We start from the raw sequence: 16,997 nt of genomic DNA on the forward strand, positions 1-16,997 counted from the left end.
CAGTGGCTCCTTCGGCATGTTGTATGTGGGAGCCGTGCATGAACTCGTCCAGTGTCATGCGGAGCTCGTTCCGTGCGAGATGCGAGCAGAGGCAGCGATGGAGGACCACCGGACGTGAGATGAGCTGGCAGGGCGCGGTCGAGTCGATCTTGTTGGGGCCACCGCCTGCGTCGGTTTCCTGACTGCACCATTTCAGTCGTACTGTCTCGGAGCCGGCGTGCCAAGCGAGGTGCATGGCCGGAGTGCGCTGCCTACCGGGTGCCGTCGGTCGGTGCCCACTGTGCCGCAACGAGCCGGTTCTGCTTGCGGCTCTCGGCCATTCCTGTCTTCAGCAGTTCCACCATCTCGTCGAGACGGTCGATGACGCTGCCGTGGGCAGGTGCTACGAGCGTGGGACGGTACCGTTCGAACAGGGCCTCGAGGTCCGGTTCGCTGTGCCCGGAATCGACGTGCCGGGTCCAGAACAGTGCCCGCTCGTTGAGGAACACCGTTTGCTCGAGGTCCGGGGCCTGCGGCAACTCCGAAGAGTACAACCGACATTCACCGTTGAAATGATGGTGCGAATACGAGAACCCGTCCGCTACGAACATGACACCGCTACCGGTATCGAAGGCCCATACGGTATTCGGCAGGTCGCGCCAGATTGCGGGCAACACATGGATCTCGCGTCCACCGAGATCGATGCGCTCGCCGACCGGGGTGGGCGCAAGCCGCTCGGCCAGCTGTGGGTAGTACAGGTGGTAGTCGCGGGTGTCACCGACCACCGTGAGCCCGGGATACTTGCGTGCCAGATGGGGGAGATTGCCGGCATGGGGCATCTCGGGATGCGTGGGCAGAACGAAGTCGAGAGGCCGATCACCGAGCAGCTCGTCGAGTGCGGACTCGACGACGCCCCAGTGGGCGGGGTGACCTGTGTCGAGCAGCAACGTCCGTTCGTCGCCGACCACCAGGTACGTGGAGACGTGACCGTGCCAGATCTCGTCTCCGTATTCGAACTTGAGGCAGTCCCCCAGCCAGAACAAGCCCGGGGCGATCTCGCGAAACGGCTCAGCCATGAACGGGAACCTCTCCTGTGGAGTGAGCTCGACCGCAGGTCAGCAGAAGCTCGCGGGTCAGCTCGTAGTAGGAACGGACGGTCTCACGTCCGACGATGATCCGGCCGTGACCGGGCGCTATCGCACTGATGTCGTAGGTGTCGAAGAGCCGGTCCAGTTCTTCGACGAACGGTGCCGGATCGGCGAGTAGCAACCAGTCGATCTTCGTGAACAGTCGGCGTGCCGCGGCGCTGCGGTCGAACGTGTCCGGAGTCGTGTGACGAACCAGATCGGATCGATCCGCATGCTCGAGTGCCTCATATGCGAAGAAATCCGAGGTGAACAGTGTGCCCGTGCGCTCGTCGTACAGCCAGAACGTGGTCAGGACGCGGAGTGAGGTCGAGAGCAGGTCGACGCTACGCCCCGGGCCGACCTCGATGGTGTCTCCGGCCTTCTTGCGAAGGATCTCGATGTGGTGGTCGGTGCGGATCTGTTCCTGCGGGCTGACGTCCTCGAAGAAATCGAACGGGTTGCTCACACCGCCGCCGAAAATGCTCACGACGTTGAAATCGCGAATGACCGGACCCAATGCGGTCACACAGTCACCTTCGAACCGTGTGCAGAACACCGACAATTTCGTTTCGGGCCCGATGATCTCGCCCAGTTGGGCGAGCAGTGTGCTTTCATGCGCCGCGACACCGGGATCGATGAGGAGGGCGTGGCCGTCTTCGACGAGGAGAAAGGAGTTGACGGGTTCGAACGCCGACGTGCCGGGAGAGGCCCAGGACAGGCGCCCGTCGTTCGGTGCCGTGTCGCCGACTGCGTACAGCGCATCGGGCACGAGCTCTACAGGCTGGGAAGTCATAGACAACTCCTGATCCGTTCGGGCGATTGCCGGCATAGCCGATTTGTGCCTCAGATGGTCGAGATCCGTTGCTGTGCAAGTCTCTTTATCGAAAGTGTGTACTTCTGACCATGATATCGCGGATCTGACGACAGTGTACATTATCGGAGAAGGTAGAGCGATGCGGAGGAAAGCTGTGGGCGAGAATTCGTGGGTACTGCGGAGAGGGGTGCACAATCCGACCGATTCCACTCCGGCGCGATTGCCGTATTCCGTGCGGCGCACGACCGCGGTCGGCATCCTCCGCCCCGACGGTCACGAGGGCCCGTTGCTGTTGCACGGCAGCGGAAGGGATCTCGGCACTCATGGTGACGGATCGCCGGTGCAGTTCGGCAACGTGCACAGCGCTGTGGAGATCGACTTCGTTGGTGGTCGGACTGTGGTGTCCGCGGATGCGGGGCAGGCGGGTCCGGATCTGACCGCATTGGTGGGCGCTCGTGCCGGGTCGGGGTTTCGGTCCGCACTCGCGGCAGCGCTCCCGGACGGCGCTCGGGAGCACTCGCTGCTCCACCGCGTACTCGACGACGTACCCGTTGCGACGGTGATATCCGGTTACGCGCTCACTCGTGAGGACCCCGCCGTCGCCGCTGTACCGGTCCCACGGACGAGTGCCCTTCCCCGCGCGGATTATTGTGCGGGATTCGCCACCGGTGGAGTGTTCATCGGCGGAATCGAAAGCAACGGCACGGCGCCCGTGGTGATCGGCCCGTCCGCGCCGGACTTCGTTCACGGGCCCGACCCGCTCGCGTGGCATCACATGGACGCCTTGCCTGCGAAAGGTATGCGCCGGTTGCGGCGGATCGATGTCCGCGGGGAAGGCGACCTCGTCGTCGACGCGATGTTCCGCGACAGCTACGTGGACGAGCACTGTATCGAGACGGTGGTGCACGAGTACCACCTGGACCTCACTGCCCGCGCGGACACGCTCGAGATCATCCGCGCGGTGGCGACCCCGCGTGTGCTGCCCTGGCCGGAATGCTCGGGCGCTGTGGCGGCAGTGGATCGGCTGATCGGCAAGACCGTGCTCAATGTTGCACCTCTTGTGGGGGCCGAGTTCAGGGGTGTCGGGTCGTGTACGCATCTCAACGACCTGCTGCGGTCCGTGGTAGACGTCGCGGAGTTGTCGACGAAGCTGGCGGCGCTGCACTGACCCGTTGGAAGACGGCGCGGCCGGTCAGTACAGAACTTTGATCGCTCCCATCGGGCAGGCTGTCGCGCCGGCTTCGGCCGGACTCTCGGATCCCGATGGAACCTCGAAGTCCGTCGGGGTCGCGTAGCCGTCATCGTTCAGGTCGAAGAGATCCGGCGCTGTTGCCGCGCACATGCCGTGTCCTTCGCACTGGAGAGCATCGATGTGAATTCGCATGGGGTACTCCGTTTCGGTGTTCGCTGATTCCAATTGGTTCTGGGAAATGATGTGCTATAAGCGAATTCGCCTGTGCCATCTGCGTAGATCCGCATCGTCGGCGCCGTGGTTCCGGAGCCACCCTTTCGGTCCGCCCGGTGCGGTGGTGATCCGTTCGACGACCGCGGTAATCGCCGGTTCCGGCGTCTCGAGCCAATGGTCGTCGAGGAGTGGCCGGGCCGGCTGCGCTGTCCGGATGGAAGCCCACCGTTGTCGTAACGCGGGCATGTTCGAGGCGGTGGCGAGGTAGTCCGCGATCACTGCTTCGGGACGAACGTCGGCGGCGAGCAGTAGTGCGGCGATTGCTACGCCGGTGCGATCTTTTCCTACGGCGCAGTGGACGAGTACGGGCCCGTCCGCCTGCGCGACCAGTGAGACGAGCGCGGCGATGCGCGTGGCCCCGGAGTCGAGGATGAGATCGTAGAGCGCGGGTAGGTTTCCCGGCGGGGTAACCCCTGGCGCGGCGGCGTCGTGTAACGGATGGTGATGCACCGTGGTCCTGTCCGGCCAGTCACATCGGGACCGCTGCACCTCACGGTTCGAGCGTAGGTCGATGACGACACTCGGCGGCCAGGATGAAACGTGTTCCGGTACGGGGTCGTCCGTTCGGGGAGCGTCGCTTCGGTACAGCACTCCGGGACGAGTTGCGCCGCCGTCCTGCATTGGTAGCCCGGCTACGTCGCGCAGATTGGCGAGGCCGGGGATGGTGTGTGCGGCGGTCCCGGATTCGATCACATCGGCTTCCTTCTGTGGGTCTCGGTGGGCCCGGACGCCCACAGTCGGTGGTCGCTAGGCTCGGCGCCCAGTCTAAGTGACGCAAACGTCAGAACCAAGGATTCGGCGGTGCCTGATGAGAGTCGGGCATCGAGTGGTCCTCCACTGCCGGACGTCGGGTGGATCAGTAACCCAGTTGACCCCAATGAGTAATCGCATTACCGTCTCGGTCGGTGGTGATCTGATTCACAGTTGGCTTCCGTCGGTGGCGCCGCGGCGCTCGAACCCGCATCCCGTCGATCCGTAGGCCGTGCACCGGCCGATGACGAAACTGCACTTCCTCGAAGAGAAGTGTCTTTCTACGAAAGGTGTCCCATCATGGCAAGCCGGCACGGATTCGTGGACGCGGGCACCGGTGAGCGACAGTCGCCGTCTCGGTCCGACGGGGATGTTCCGACGCTCGACGTGCAGGTGGTGGGCTCGGTGGCGACGGTGACGTTCGACCGCCCCGCGGCGCGCAACGGGGTGACACCCAGCATGGTCAACGAGATGTACGAGGTTCTCGGGGCCTTGAGCGTCGACGCCACGATCTCGGTGGTGGTCCTGACCGGTGCAGGTGCAACATTCTGCCCCGGCGCCGACCTCAACCGCGGTCCCACTAAAGAACCGGAGTCCCTACCGGACATCACCGCCTACCAATCGTCGACGTTGCTGCACGAGATGCCCCAGGTGACGGTGGCCGCGATCAACGGGGCGTGCGCGGGTGCAGGTCTCGCCTGGGCCGCGGCATGCGACCTGCGCGTCGCGGCCTCGGATGCGCGTTTCTCGACAGCCTTCCTGAACGTGGGACTGCCGGGCGAACTCGGTGCGCCGTGGACCCTCTCCCGGGCACTCGGCAGCGCCCGCGCAAGAGATCTGTGCTTCCTTCCCGCCAAGTTCGATGCCACCGAAGCCCTGCGCACGGGATTCGTCTCGCGCGTCTTTCCCAGCGCGACCTTCCGCGAGGAGGCGGCCGCGATGACGGCCGAATTGGGAGCACACGATGTTGGTGTGCTCCGGACGATGAAGCAGAACTTCCTCGACACCGAGCGGCTCCCGCTCGACGAGTACATCGACCTCGAAGCGCGACGGCAGCTCGAGTCGTTCACCGGAGATGCGCGGATCGCGACCTTGCAACGCTTCGCGCAGCAGCGAAATCGTTTGATCAGAAACAACTCCGAAGCGAAGCGAGGCGAGGAATGACCAGCACTGCCGAATCGCACGGGAACGACGACGAGTGTCCGTTGAACGGGATCCGCGTCCTGGAGGTGTCGACGACGCAGGCCGCACGCATTGCCGGACAGCTCCTCGCCGACCTCGGGGCCGATGTCGTGCGCGCAGTGGATGCCCCGCCGGACCAGGCCTTCCCGTCGGAGCCCGCTGAAGTGTGGTGGGACCGAGGAAAACGACTCGTGACCTGGGGGTCCGACGAGATCCGGAATGCGATCCGGGAAGCCGACGTTCTGTTCGTCGACCACACGCCGGCCGGACTCGCGGCAGCACAACTGCGCGCGGACGATGTCCAGGCTCGGAGTCCCGGACTGACGCACGTGTGGATGCCTCCGTATGCGGCGTCGGGCAGGTGGGCGGAACTCGACGAGGACCCCTTGCTGCTGGATGCCGTCGGCGGTGTCGCAGGCCGGTATCCCTGTGTCGAGGATCGGCCGGTGGCGCCTGTCGTCGCAACCACCACGCTCCTTCACGGTGCGCTCGGGGCTGGGTCCGCTGTAGCCGGATTGGTAGGCCGCAACGGAACCGGAGCGGGGTACACCGCAGTCGTCAGTGGTGTGCACGCAGCGGCAACACAGATGGCGACGATGATGATCGAGGGAGTCGACGAGCCTGTTTTCAGCCCGGGCCGCTCTGTGCGATCGCTGCCTTTCTGGCGCATGTACCAGGCATCGGACGGGCAATGGTTCTTCCTTGCCACGCTGACCCCGGATCTGTTCTTCCGGGCTCTCGACGCGCTCGATCGGATGGACATCCTGGTGCTTCCGGAGGTGGGCGGAGAGTTCACGAACCTGATGGTCGTCGGCAGTCCCGGAGTGCGAGCGGTCGAACACGAACTCGAGTCGCTGTTCGCGACGGAGCCCTGCAGTCACTGGATCGGTATCTTCGCCGCAGCAGACGTGCCGTGCGCACCGGTGCGCACGAGGGCCGAGTGGGCGGTCGGTGACATCGTTGCTGCCAACCACGGCATGACCACGATCGAACACGACGTGCTGGGCGAAGTGAACATGCCCGACGTGCCGATCGCATTCTCCCGCAGCCGGGTGCGGGCTCCGCGCGCCGCGGTGGTGGAGAAGACGCGGGCACCGGAGGTGTGGCCGCGTCGGAACAGGACCACGGACGCGGTCGCTCCGTCGGTGCGGCGCCCCCTCGCCGGTATCCGGGTGATCGACGCCGCTACGTTCCTCGCGGCTCCACTGGTCGCATCGCTGCTCGCGGATCACGGCGCGGAGGTGATCAAGGTCGAACCGCGGAACGGAGATCCCTACCGGGCCTTCACTCTGTCGTTCATCGCTGCGAATCAACGCAAACGTGGCGTGGCGCTGGATCTGGGTACCGAGCCGGGACGCGGCGCGCTGCTGGATCTCGTTCGCAGAGCGGATGTCCTGGTCGAGAATCTGCGCCCGGGCCGTCTGCACAAGCTCGGTGTCGGCCCGGAGGTTCTGCGGTGTGAGCGCCCCGAGTTGGTGCAGTGCACGGTGTCCGCCTACGGTCGCGCCGGCGATTACGCGACAGCGCCGGGATTCGACCCGGTGTTCCAGTCGCTGAGCGGCATGGCGGCCGCGCAAGGCGGTGACGCCCAACCTCTCGCGGCCCCGATGCCCGCGCACGACACCTGCACGGGCGCCCTCGGGGCCCTCGGTGTACTTGCGGCCCTGTACCAGCGTGGCACTACCGGCGTCGGACAACAGGTGTGGGCGTCGCTCGCGAGCACGTCGATATTTCTCCAAGGCAGCGAACTGACGGCGTATGCGGGCCGCCCCGAACCGCAGCGCGGTGGTGTGGACTATCCGGGTCCCGCGGAGGGCCACCGGTTCTACGCCTGCGCCGACGGATGGATTGCCGTTGCTGCTGTCGGTGCCGCTCGGACGACCGCTCTTCTCCGGGCATTCGGGATCGGTGACCTCACCGAAGTCGAATCGACGCTTGCGACGCGCACGGTCGACGACGCGCTCGGCCTCCTGGCGGGCCACGGCGTCCCGGCGTGTCGTGCCGTCGAGCAGCAGGGTGCGCTCGAGGACCCGTTCCTCCGGGAGAATCGGTTCTCGCACGTCGTCACCGATCCGCAATTCGGAAGGTTGCGCATGGTCCGCGCTTTCGTGGAGTGGGCAGAGGGTGACGACGACATTCCGGGACGGTCTTTCACGGTCGGTGAGGACACCCGGGAGGTGCTCGACGAACTGGGATACCCGGACGATCGGATCGACGAGGTTTCGGGAGGCCGTCGAACGGTGCAGGAACAGGAGAGTCGTGGTCGTACCTCCTGAGGTGACCGAAAGCGGGCCGCTGGCGGGTGTTCGTGTCGTCGAGCTGGCAGGAATCGGGCCGGGGCCGCACGCAGCGATGATGCTGGCGGATCTCGGTGCCGAGGTCGCGTGTGTTCGGCGCCCCGACTACAACTTCGGCCCTGTCGGTCCCCGGAATGCGCAGTTCCGCGGCAGAATTCTGGTTCAGGCCGATCTCAAGGACCCCGACGGCAAGCAATCGATTCTCGCGCTGATCGACCGTGCCGACATCCTGATCGAGGGGTTTCGGCCCGGTGTGGCCGAACGGCTCGGAGTCGGCCCCGACGATGTCCTGTCACGCAACCCGGGGATGATCTACGGCCGGATGACCGGATGGGGACAAGACGGCCCGATGAGCCGCCGAGCGGGACATGACATCAACTACATCGCGCTCACCGGACTCCTCCACGCTGTCGGACGTGCCGGCGAACGTCCTCTGCCGCCGCTCAACCTGCTGGGCGATTTCGGTGGCGGATCCATGTTTCTGATCGTGGGTATCCTTGCAGCACTACATGAACGGGCCACGTCCGGTCTGGGTCAGGTGATCGACGCGGCAATGGTCGACGGCGCTCCGATGCTGGGCCATCTGCTGTGGGCGTTACATTCGGCGGGGCAGTGGTCCCACGAACGCGGTACGAATCTGCTCGACGGTGGTGCGCCGTTCTACGACACGTACGAGTGTGCCGACGGGAAGTACGTTGCCGTCGGTGCGCTCGAAGCGGAGTTCTACCACCAGATGGTCACGGGCCTCGGGTTGCCGGCGGAGTCGCTCCCGCAACAGCACGACAGGTCGCGGTGGGCAGAGCTGCGCACTGTGTTCGAGGAGAGGTTCGCGACGAAGACACGCGACGAATGGACCGCCGTTTTCGACGGAACCGACGCATGCGTTACTCCGGTCCTCGACTTCGCCGAGGCACCCGAACATCCACATATGTTGAGTCGCAGAGTGTTCCATGAACTCGACGGTCTCGTTCAGCCGGCACCGGCGCCGCGGTTCTCCCGCACGCCGGCGGAGCTCCCGGCTCCGCCTCCGACGCAGGCGACCACCGCATCCGAACTATGGACGAACCGATCGTCGGTGACGGCGAGCCCCGGACGTGATCAGAGGAGTGTCGAATGAGGCGAACAGCCCGACTGGGTGTGGCGATATCGGTAGCGGCCCTGGTGCTTGCGGGGTGTGGGGGTAGCGATGGAGATTCCGATGCGGCAGAACGCCTGCGCATCGCCTCGATTCTCGCGCCGACCACGTTCGATCCGCATCTCGCGCGTAGTCCGCTCGCGATGGAGCCGTATATCTTCCCGATCTACGACCAGTTGATTCGGGTGGACAAGACGGATGGCGCGACGACGTTGCAGCCGATGGTCGCCGAGAGCTGGTCGTACAGCCCGGACATGCGGTCCATCACGTTCGATCTTCGCGACGACGTGACGTTCCACGACGGTACTCCGGTGACCTCCGCGGCGGTCAAAGCGAGCATCGAACGCGCGAGGAGGATTCCTGGATCGACCGTGACGGAGTACTTCTCCTTTGTTGACGGTATCGAGACGCCGGACGATCGGACTGTCGTTGTCGCATTGAACGCGCCGCGTGCCGACGCGATCTTCGCATTCGCGACCACACCGGCGAGCATCATCAACCCGGCGTTGATGAACCAGGACTTGAGTCAGCTCGATGCCGGGTCGGGGCCGTACCGGCTCGTATCGGTCCGGCCGAACGATCGTGCAGAGTACGAGAAGAACGCCGAGTACTGGGACACGGAGCTGTCGGCGTTCGACACGCTCGAGATTCTCGGTATCCCGGATGACAACGCCCGCTTCAACGCGCAGCGCAGCGGTCAGGTCGAGGCGTCCATGGTCCGGCTGCCACAGCTTCGCGATGCTCGGGCCCTCGTCGATTCCGGGGGGTACGAGCTCACCGAGATCGATCGTGCGACGTGGTGGGCCATGTATCTGAACAGTACCCGCGGGCCGTTGGACAACCCCGATGTCCGTCGGGCGATGAACTACGCGATCGACCGGGACGCGATCAACGTGGGCTTGCTCGACAGCCGTTGCGCGCCGACCGGGCAGCCGCTCCAGGCAGGTATCGCCGGGCACGTGGACGATCCTTCTGTGGAGTACACGTACGACCCCGCGAAAGCACGGCAACTCCTGGAGGCCGCGGGATACGCCGACGGATTCCGGCTGAAGGTCGTGACGGGGGGCAGCCTCGTACCTGTGACGGCTGCGATGCAGGATCAGCTCGCTCAGGTCGGTATCGAACTCGACGTTCAGGCCGCAGATCTGAACGACGCCCTGGCGCAGTGGCAAGGGGGGACCGCAGATGCGTTCTCCTATTCGCGAGGTGCCTCGTCCGATCCCGTCGTCACCTTGCGGGACAATTTCCTGACGTCACGATTCCAGGGGGAGCTACCCGATGGAGTGCGGGAAATCCTCGACCGGCTGGTGACGGAGCAGCACTCAGACGAGGAGCGCGTTGCGTTGCTGGAGGACGTCTCGCGCATGGTCTCGAGCGAGGCACTGGAGTTGTTCATCTGTGCCCCGCCGACTACGTATGTGCATACCGACTCGGTTGGTGGTTTCGACACGATGGGCGTCGTTACCCACGGCGGCCCTTTCAATGTGCGCGATCTGTATCCGCGTCCGTGAGCGATGCCGGGGATCTGCGGGCGCCGGGGCGGGGCCGAGCTCCAGCGTGGCCCTGTTCATGACGCCAGCGTCAGAGAAGATATGCTTCGACATTCGGGATCAACTGCGAACAGGGGGTGGAAGGCTCACGGGGTGGAAAGATTCGGTATCGACCTCTTGCCGAAAAGTGACATGACTGCCAGAATAAATACTGACCATGGCAGGCGGTACAGCCGCACCACGTGGCTGCGGAGCGGATCCACGCTTCCGGTCGAGAGGAGTCCGATGCGGACGTTCGATGGAATCTACGTAGCCGGTGCGTGGCATCCTGGCCGGGGCGAACGTATCGAGGTGACCTCACCCGCGACAGGAGAGGTACTGGGATACGTCACCGAAGCCACCCCGGAGGAGGTGGGGCAGGCGGTCGACGCTGCCAGGGCAGCGCTGCACGGTGACTGGGGGTCGTACAGCCCTGCGGACCGGGCCGCCGCACTCGGCCGGCTCGCAGACGCTCTCGAGGCCCGCAAAAACGAGTTCGCTGAACTTTTCTCGGCCGAGGTCGGAACACCCCGCCGCACGTCGTCGTTCGTCCATGTCCTGAGCACACTCGGCGCACTCCGAGCCTACGAGAAGATCGGCGCCGACTACCCGTTCGACGAGGTACGCCCGTCGATGGTGGGCGGCGAAGTCCGCGTGCGTGGGTTGCCGGTCGGGGTGGTCGGGGCAATCCTGCCTTGGAACGCCCCGGTGTTCACTGCGTGCCTCAAGCTTGCTCCTGCGCTTGCCGCCGGGTGCACGATGGTGCTCAAGCCCTCCCCTGATGCACCGTTGGCAGTTTCGCTCTTCGCCGAGGTCATCGAGCAGGCAGGGTTTCCGCCGGGCGTCGTCAACATCGTGTCGGGCCACGCTGCGACCGGTGAAGCGCTGGTGACTCATCCCGGAGTGGACAAGATCAGCTTTACCGGTTCGACCGCGGTCGGTGCCCGTATCGGGGCGTTGTGCGCAGCCGACATCCGACGGTGCAGTCTCGAGCTCGGTGGCAAATCGGCAGCGATTCTCCTCGACGATGTCGTACTCGACGACAAGACGATCGGCGGTCTTGTCGGTGGCGTGATGGGCAACAACGGACAGGTTTGTGTGTCCCGCAGCCGGATCCTGGCGCCCCGGTCCCGCTATGACGAAGTCGTGGCGGCAGTCGGCGACGCCGTCGGCGCCCTGGTGGTGGGAGACCCGTCGGACCGAACCACGGACGTGGGGCCGGTCATCAATGCCGCCGCCCGCGATCGCGTGGAACGCTATGTCGCGCAGGCGGTGGACGACGGGGCGCGTGTCATCGTCGGCGGTGCACGGCCTGAGGGCTTCAACACGGGATGGTACGTCGCCCCGACAGTTCTCGCGAACGTCGAGAACAGCATGCCCGTCGCCCGCGACGAGCTTTTCGGCCCTGTCGTCGTGATCATTCCCTACGAGGATGACGACGACGCGGTCGCTCTGGCCAACGACTCGGAATACGGGCTGGCAGGTGGCGTCTGGTCGCCCGACACGGAACGTGCGAATCGCATCGCGGCGCAACTTCGTGTCGGCGCGGTATCGATCAACTCGGCCCCGGCCCTGGACTCCGGCGCACCATTCGGAGGATTCAAGAAATCCGGCCTCGGTCGGGAAGGCGGGCCGGAAGGGCTGGCCGAGTATCTCGAGTTCCAGTCGATCATCAGCTGACCTCGATCAGCAGCTCAACGTGAACAAAAATCGACCGGTGCAGCGGCGCCGACATGCATGGAAGGATTCACATGGAGACTCAGGCTGCGATCCTCTGGGAGCGCAACGCGCCGTGGTCCGTGGAGACGGTAGAGCTCGACCCTCCGAAAACCGGGGAAGTGCTGGTCGAGCTGCACGCGTCGGGGATGTGCCATACGGAGGAGCACATCCTGGTGGGGGATATGCCCTTCCAGATCCCGTTCGTCGGTGGACACGAAGGCGCGGGTGTGGTGAAGGCGGTCGGCGAACACGTGTCCTGGCTGCAGCCCGGCGACCATGTCGTCTTCAGCTTCGTTCCTGCCTGCGGCCGCTGTCCGTCGTGTTCGACGGGGCACCAGAACCTGTGTGATCTCGGGGCGCTGATCGGTCGCGGCCGGCAGATCCTCGACGGCGGCAGCCGGCACCATGCGCGGGGACAGGACCTGTCGATCTCGTCCGCTCTCGGAACGTTTGCGCACCACACCGTGGTCAACGAGGCCAGCTGCGTCAAGATCGAACCCCACCATGCTCTCGACCGGGCCTGCCTTCTCGGATGCGGATTCGTGACGGGGTGGGGCGCGGCCGTCTACGCCGCAGAGGTCGAGCCGGGTCACAACGTGGTCGTTGCGGGCCTCGGAGGCATCGGTGCGGCAGCGCTGCAGGGAGCGAAACTGTCCGGTGCGCGAACCATCACGGTGATCGACCCGAGTGAGTTCAAGCGCGAGAAGGCGCTCGAGCTGGGCGCCACCCACGTCGCCGCCTCCTGGGAGGAGGCAGCGGAAGTCGTGAAGGAAGCCACCTGGAACCGGGGTGCCGACCGGTTCATCTGTGCCATGGGCGTCGGTGAGGGGAAACTCATCTCCCAGGCGCTGAGGATGGTTGCGAAGCGGGGCTGGCTCGTGGTGGCCAACATGCACCGTCTCGTCGAAAAAGAGGTGGCCATCAGCATGATGGATCTGGCTCTGATGGAGAAGCGAATCGTCGGAACCCTCTACGGGTCGGGCAACCCGCGTGCCGATATTCCGAAGATGCTGGAACTGTGGAGCTCGGGGTCGGTCGACCTCGATGCGATGGTGACGCGGACGTATCCTTTGGAAAAGATCAACGACGGATTCGAAGACATGCGCGCGGCACGAAACATCCGTGGAGTACTTCGATACCCCGCGGCCGAAGCGGCCGACGCCTGACCCGACCGAGTTCCCGAACGCAGCTGCCCCTGCCGGTCGACGACCGGCAGGGGCAGCGTGACGTAGAGGCCTTCGTGTCGAACTCCGGTCAGGTTCGGCGTTGTCGGACCACAGGGTTGCGAGAAAGGTGTTCCTGCGCAAGGGAGTGCAGTGCCGGACGATCGATCTTGGCCATGGCATTGAGCGGAATCGTATCGACGACGATCAGATGATCCGGTGCCTTGTAGTCGGCGAGCCGCGTACGTGACCACGTGCGCAGATCCTCGAGTGTGGGTGGGCGAGCATGGTTCTCGGGAACGACGAATGCTACGCCGATCTCGCCGATGACCGGAGTCGGATGACCGACCACGGCGGCATGCAGTACATCGGGGTGCTCGCCGATGGTGTGCTCCACTTCGACCGGATGCACGTTGAAACCACCCCGGATATACATGTCGCCGACACGTCCGGCCAGCACCAGGTTGCCCTCATCGGTGAAATAGCCGAGGTCGCCGCTGATGAAGAAGCCGTCCGGATCGAAGCTCTCGGCCGTGAGCGTCTCGTTGTTCCAATAGCCGCGGGTCACGCAGCCCCCGTGAACCCGGATCCGTCCGACCTCGCCGGCGGGTACGTCCCTGCCGTCGTCGTCGGTGATCCGGACTGTCATTCCGAACTGTGGCCGACCGACCGTGCGGAACTGGACATCCACCGCATCATCCGGTTCGGTTCCGCACACAGTGGGAGATTCGGTCATTGCGTACCGCACGACCAGTGGTACCCCGATCAGGTCGCGGACGCGCGAGACGAGTGCGGGCGATGCTGGTGCGCTGGCGACCACGCCGACGCGGAGATGTGCGAAAGCCGCGGGGTCGAGGTCCGGTAGTTCGAGCAGTTTCTCCCATTGGGTCGGAACTCCACCACCCACCGTGATGCGTTCGTCGCGGATCACCGCGTACATCCCCGCTGCGGACCACGGGGAGGGTGCCTCGATGAGAGCTGTGCCCCAGACCAATTGATCCCACAGCTTGGACATGTAGCCGGCGTGGGGAAACGGGGTGCCCGTCAGTCGGCGGTCGTATGGGGCGCTCATGATTCCCGATGCCGACGCAGACGCCGCGAGATTGTCGGCGTCGAACCATGCCCCTTTGGGCAGGCCCGTTGTGCCGCTGGTGAACACGATGGTAACCGGATCGGAGCGCGTAATCGCGATTGCGGGTGCCCTCCTGCTCGTCCCTATTGCAACGGTGACGTCCGCGCGGGACATCGTCGGATAGCCTTCGGGAGCTTCGGGCAGGTTCGTGTCCGGGTCGCGGATCACGAGAGTCGGCCGAGCCTGCGCGAAAATTGCTTCTGTCTCGCGCGGGCCCAACCTCGGGTTGACCCCCGTGGTGACCCCGCCGAGCATCGCCACCGCAGCGAGACACACCGCGTAGTCGATGCCCGACGGCAGGATGAGAGCGACTACGTCGCCCTTTCCGATTCCGCGATCGGACAGGTGAGCTGCGAGAGAATGGGCCCGGGAAGCCCATTCCGCGAATGAGATCCGACCCACTCCCGGCTCGACGTACGCATCGCAGTCGCCGTGGACGAGCGCGGCCGCGTCCAGGAGAGCAGCGGTGCTGCCGAACTCCTCTGCGCGGAGTGGGGGAGCAATACGTGCGGGGGTCACGGTTCTTCGGAGCCCAGGAGCACGGTGCCGCTGGAGCAGAACCAACCACCGGTGCCGCTCACACACGCGATCTTCGCGTCCGGCACTTGCCGCGGCCCGCTCTGTCCGCGCAACTGGCGGGCGGCCTCGACGATGAGGAACAGTCCGCGCTGGCCCGGGTGGCACGCGGACAATCCGCCGCCGTCGGTGTTGGTGGGCAGTGAGCCGCCCAGCCTCAGTGCTCCGGACTCGACGAACTTGCCGCCCTCGCCCTTCTCGCAGAAGCCGAGATCTTCCATGGTGAGCAGCAGCATGTAGGTGAAGGCGTCGTAGATTTCGGCGACGTCCACGTCGGACGGCTTCAACCCGGCCCGCGAGAACGCGAGCGGGCCGGTGACCGAAGCCGGGCCGACTGTGACGTCGTCCCACTGGCTGGTGAGCATGTGCGAGGTGGCCTCGCCCGTCCCCAGTACCCAGACCGGATCCGACTTCAGATCCTTCACCCGGTCCTCGGCCACGAGCACAGCAGCGGCGCCACCGTCCGACCGGATGCAGCAGTGCAGCTTCGTGAACGGATCGGCGATCATCGGCCCCGAAGCCACGTCCTCGATGGTGATCGGATCTCGGTAGTACGCTTCAGGGTTGTCCTTGGCGTTGAATCGCGCGGACACCGCGACCTCGGCAAGCTGCTCGATGGTCGTGCCGTACTGGTACATGTGGCGACGTGCAGCCATGGCGTACTTAGAGATGAGGGTGTGACCGTACGGGGCGTCCCACTGCAAGGGCCCACGCGAACCCCAGTTGATGTTCGCCGTGCGCAGACCTTTACGGAGGTCAGTGCGGGCGGTGGAGCCGTAGGTGAGCAGGACGACGTCGGCGTGGCCGGCCGCGATGGCGTCGGTGGCGTGCGCGAGCATGACTTCCCAGGATGCACCGCCCACCGAGGTCGAGTCGATCCAGCGCGGCTTCAGCCCCAGGTATTCACCGACATCGGTGGGTGGCAGCGTGCCCTGGCCCGTGGAAGCGAGACCGTCCACGTCGGACGGGGACAGTCCGGCCTCCGCGAGCGCGCGGCGGCTCGCCTGGGCCATCAATTCGTACGCGTTCTTGTCGTCGACCCGCCCGACATCGGATAGTGCAACTCCGGCGACGGCGACTTTGCGGTTCACTGTGGAGCTCCCTGTTCGAGAAGTTCGGCGAGGACATCGGTGGGTTCGTCGATAAGGTGGGAGAGCACGTGAGCGCGTTTGAGAAACAGATGCGCATTGTGCTCGTACGTGTACCCCATGCCGCCCTGGATCTGGATATTGGCGGCGCAGCTGTCGATTGCGGCGTGTGACGCGACAGCCTTCGCGGCGAGAACCTGGAATTCGGCGTCGGTGCGTCCGGCCTGGAGTGCCGCTGCGGCGAAGTAGACCTGAGAACGTGCGGCCTCGGCCCGGACAGCCATATCGGTGCACGCGTGCTTGACGGCCTGGTGCACACCGATCGGCCGTCCGAACTGCACTCGGGTCTTCGCGTGCTGGGTGGCCATGTCGGTGACGGCCTGCGTGATTCCGGCAAGTCCTGCCGCAGACAGCACCAGCGCCCGGGCCCGGATCGGATCTACGGTGGCGGGTACCCAGTGCAGGATGCTGCCCGCCGTGATGGTGGCGGTGGCCAACCGGGTTCCGGGGTCGATGGATACGAGGGTTTCGACGTCGGAGAACTCGGCAGCTTCGACCAGAGCGGCTCCGTCGTCGCCGATGAGCAACAGGTGGCCGACGCCCGCCGCGTCGATGAGATCGAACGTGCCCTTGAAACCGTCCGGCCCCACGGCGCCGTCACGCAGTTCGGCGAGTCCGACGAGTGCGCGGCCGTCCGCGATCTGCGCGACGAGTTCGGTGTCACCGCAACGCGCGGCGATCCGCGCCCCGAGGGTGGTGGCGAGGAACGGACCGGTGGCCAGGTGCTGTCCGAGTGTCGCGAACAGCAGTACCTCGTCGTCGAGACCGCGTCCGGAGCCGCCGTGTTCCTCGGGTAACCCGAGTGTGGTCAGGCCGAGTTCGGCGCCTTCGCGCCAGATGCCGACATCGACGGAGGTCGGTTCGTCGATGCGTCGCCGGATGTCCTCGATCGGCATCCGTGAAGAGATGAACTCTGAAGCAGCAGAGACAATGTCGAGTTGTTCGTCGGATGGTAGGAGATCCATGGTCAGTCGCTTTCTG

The 16,997-nt window shown here is 65.3% G+C and carries 14 protein-coding genes; 7 read left to right on the forward strand and 7 right to left on the reverse strand.

Annotation, left to right across the window (positions count from 1 at the left end):
* Positions 1–251 precede the first annotated feature (251 nt).
* Entirely contained in the window at positions 252–1,055 is an 804-nt protein-coding gene (locus tag EV641_RS12855) for an MBL fold metallo-hydrolase (RefSeq protein ID WP_132472106.1), read from the reverse strand.
* The gene (locus EV641_RS12860; protein WP_132472107.1) at positions 1,048–1,899 is read right to left on the reverse strand and encodes a hypothetical protein; all 852 of its coding nucleotides are present in this window, start codon (positions 1,897–1,899) and stop codon (positions 1,048–1,050) included. Before EV641_RS12860 ends, EV641_RS12855 begins: the two co-directional genes overlap by 8 nt.
* Positions 1,900–2,074: 175 nt before the next feature.
* Between EV641_RS12860 and EV641_RS12865 the strand changes: the two genes are divergently transcribed.
* Positions 2,075–3,088, forward strand: a complete 1,014-nt coding sequence (locus tag EV641_RS12865) for a DUF2889 domain-containing protein (RefSeq protein WP_241997164.1) — start codon at positions 2,075–2,077, stop codon at positions 3,086–3,088.
* A gap of 24 nt (positions 3,089–3,112) precedes the next feature.
* Here EV641_RS12865 and EV641_RS12870 read toward each other — a convergent pair whose 3' ends face one another.
* Together EV641_RS12870 and EV641_RS12875 are read right to left on the reverse strand one after the other, a co-directional pair.
* On the reverse strand, positions 3,113–3,304 hold the full coding sequence (locus EV641_RS12870; protein WP_132472109.1) for a ferredoxin: 192 nt from the start codon (positions 3,302–3,304) through the stop codon (positions 3,113–3,115).
* 54 nt (positions 3,305–3,358) lie between these two features.
* Positions 3,359–4,078 carry a tyrosine-protein phosphatase gene (locus tag EV641_RS12875; RefSeq protein WP_241997166.1) on the reverse strand — a complete coding sequence of 240 codons (720 nt, stop codon included), beginning with the start codon at positions 4,076–4,078 and terminating at the stop codon, positions 3,359–3,361.
* A gap of 357 nt (positions 4,079–4,435) precedes the next feature.
* On the opposite strand from EV641_RS12875, the gene EV641_RS12880 reads away from it, so the two are divergent.
* The 6 genes from EV641_RS12880 to EV641_RS12905 all read left to right on the forward strand — a co-directional run bounded on the left by EV641_RS12880 (position 4,436) and on the right by EV641_RS12905 (position 13,163).
* Complete coding sequence (locus EV641_RS12880) at positions 4,436–5,299, forward strand: enoyl-CoA hydratase-related protein (RefSeq protein ID WP_132472110.1); 864 nt, start codon at positions 4,436–4,438, stop codon at positions 5,297–5,299.
* A complete protein-coding gene (locus EV641_RS12885; protein ID WP_132472111.1) occupies positions 5,296–7,593 on the forward strand; it encodes a CoA transferase in 2,298 nt (765 codons plus the stop codon). The genes EV641_RS12880 and EV641_RS12885 overlap by 4 nt, the downstream gene beginning before the upstream one ends.
* Positions 7,577–8,731 carry a CaiB/BaiF CoA-transferase family protein gene (locus EV641_RS12890; protein ID WP_277874494.1) on the forward strand — a complete coding sequence of 385 codons (1,155 nt, stop codon included), beginning with the start codon at positions 7,577–7,579 and terminating at the stop codon, positions 8,729–8,731. The genes EV641_RS12885 and EV641_RS12890 overlap by 17 nt, the downstream gene beginning before the upstream one ends.
* Positions 8,728–10,260, forward strand: coding sequence for an ABC transporter substrate-binding protein (locus EV641_RS12895; RefSeq protein ID WP_132472112.1), 1,533 nt, complete (start codon positions 8,728–8,730; stop codon positions 10,258–10,260). The genes EV641_RS12890 and EV641_RS12895 overlap by 4 nt, the downstream gene beginning before the upstream one ends.
* 264 nt (positions 10,261–10,524) lie before the next feature.
* The gene (locus EV641_RS12900; protein WP_132472113.1) at positions 10,525–11,958 is read left to right on the forward strand and encodes an aldehyde dehydrogenase; all 1,434 of its coding nucleotides are present in this window, start codon (positions 10,525–10,527) and stop codon (positions 11,956–11,958) included.
* 71 nt (positions 11,959–12,029) lie between these two features.
* Complete coding sequence (locus EV641_RS12905; RefSeq protein WP_132472114.1) at positions 12,030–13,163, forward strand: NDMA-dependent alcohol dehydrogenase; 1,134 nt, start codon at positions 12,030–12,032, stop codon at positions 13,161–13,163.
* 88 nt (positions 13,164–13,251) lie between these two features.
* Here EV641_RS12905 and EV641_RS12910 read toward each other — a convergent pair whose 3' ends face one another.
* Genes EV641_RS12910 through EV641_RS12920 form a run of 3 tightly spaced genes read right to left on the reverse strand, consistent with a single transcriptional unit; the run spans position 13,252 to position 16,981 of the window.
* The gene (locus tag EV641_RS12910; protein ID WP_241997168.1) at positions 13,252–14,811 is read right to left on the reverse strand and encodes a class I adenylate-forming enzyme family protein; all 1,560 of its coding nucleotides are present in this window, start codon (positions 14,809–14,811) and stop codon (positions 13,252–13,254) included.
* Positions 14,808–15,959 carry an acetyl-CoA acetyltransferase gene (locus EV641_RS12915; RefSeq protein WP_132472115.1) on the reverse strand — a complete coding sequence of 384 codons (1,152 nt, stop codon included), beginning with the start codon at positions 15,957–15,959 and terminating at the stop codon, positions 14,808–14,810. Before EV641_RS12915 ends, EV641_RS12910 begins: the two co-directional genes overlap by 4 nt.
* Positions 15,956–16,981, reverse strand: a complete 1,026-nt coding sequence (locus EV641_RS12920) for an acyl-CoA dehydrogenase family protein (protein ID WP_132472116.1) — start codon at positions 16,979–16,981, stop codon at positions 15,956–15,958. Before EV641_RS12920 ends, EV641_RS12915 begins: the two co-directional genes overlap by 4 nt.
* Positions 16,982–16,997 lie beyond the last annotated feature (16 nt).

The organism is Rhodococcus sp. SMB37 (genome assembly GCF_004345605.1).
Taxonomy (GTDB): domain Bacteria; phylum Actinomycetota; class Actinomycetes; order Mycobacteriales; family Mycobacteriaceae; genus Rhodococcus.

What these genes read in the sequence shown, in the direction of transcription:
- EV641_RS12895 (WP_132472112.1), top strand. Translation starts at nt 8,728, where the DNA reads ATGAGGCGAACAGCCCGACTGGGTGTGGCGATATCGGTAGCGGCCCTG.
- EV641_RS12900 (WP_132472113.1), top strand. Translation starts at nt 10,525, where the DNA reads ATGCGGACGTTCGATGGAATCTACGTAGCCGGTGCGTGGCATCCTGGC.
- EV641_RS12855 (WP_132472106.1), bottom strand. Translation starts at nt 1,055, where the DNA reads ATGGCTGAGCCGTTTCGCGAGATCGCCCCGGGCTTGTTCTGGCTGGGG.
- EV641_RS12905 (WP_132472114.1), top strand. Translation starts at nt 12,030, where the DNA reads ATGGAGACTCAGGCTGCGATCCTCTGGGAGCGCAACGCGCCGTGGTCC.
- EV641_RS12860 (WP_132472107.1), bottom strand. Translation starts at nt 1,899, where the DNA reads ATGACTTCCCAGCCTGTAGAGCTCGTGCCCGATGCGCTGTACGCAGTC.
- EV641_RS12870 (WP_132472109.1), bottom strand. Translation starts at nt 3,304, where the DNA reads ATGCGAATTCACATCGATGCTCTCCAGTGCGAAGGACACGGCATGTGC.
- EV641_RS12920 (WP_132472116.1), bottom strand. Translation starts at nt 16,981, where the DNA reads ATGGATCTCCTACCATCCGACGAACAACTCGACATTGTCTCTGCTGCT.
- EV641_RS12885 (WP_132472111.1), top strand. Translation starts at nt 5,296, where the DNA reads ATGACCAGCACTGCCGAATCGCACGGGAACGACGACGAGTGTCCGTTG.
- EV641_RS12880 (WP_132472110.1), top strand. Translation starts at nt 4,436, where the DNA reads ATGGCAAGCCGGCACGGATTCGTGGACGCGGGCACCGGTGAGCGACAG.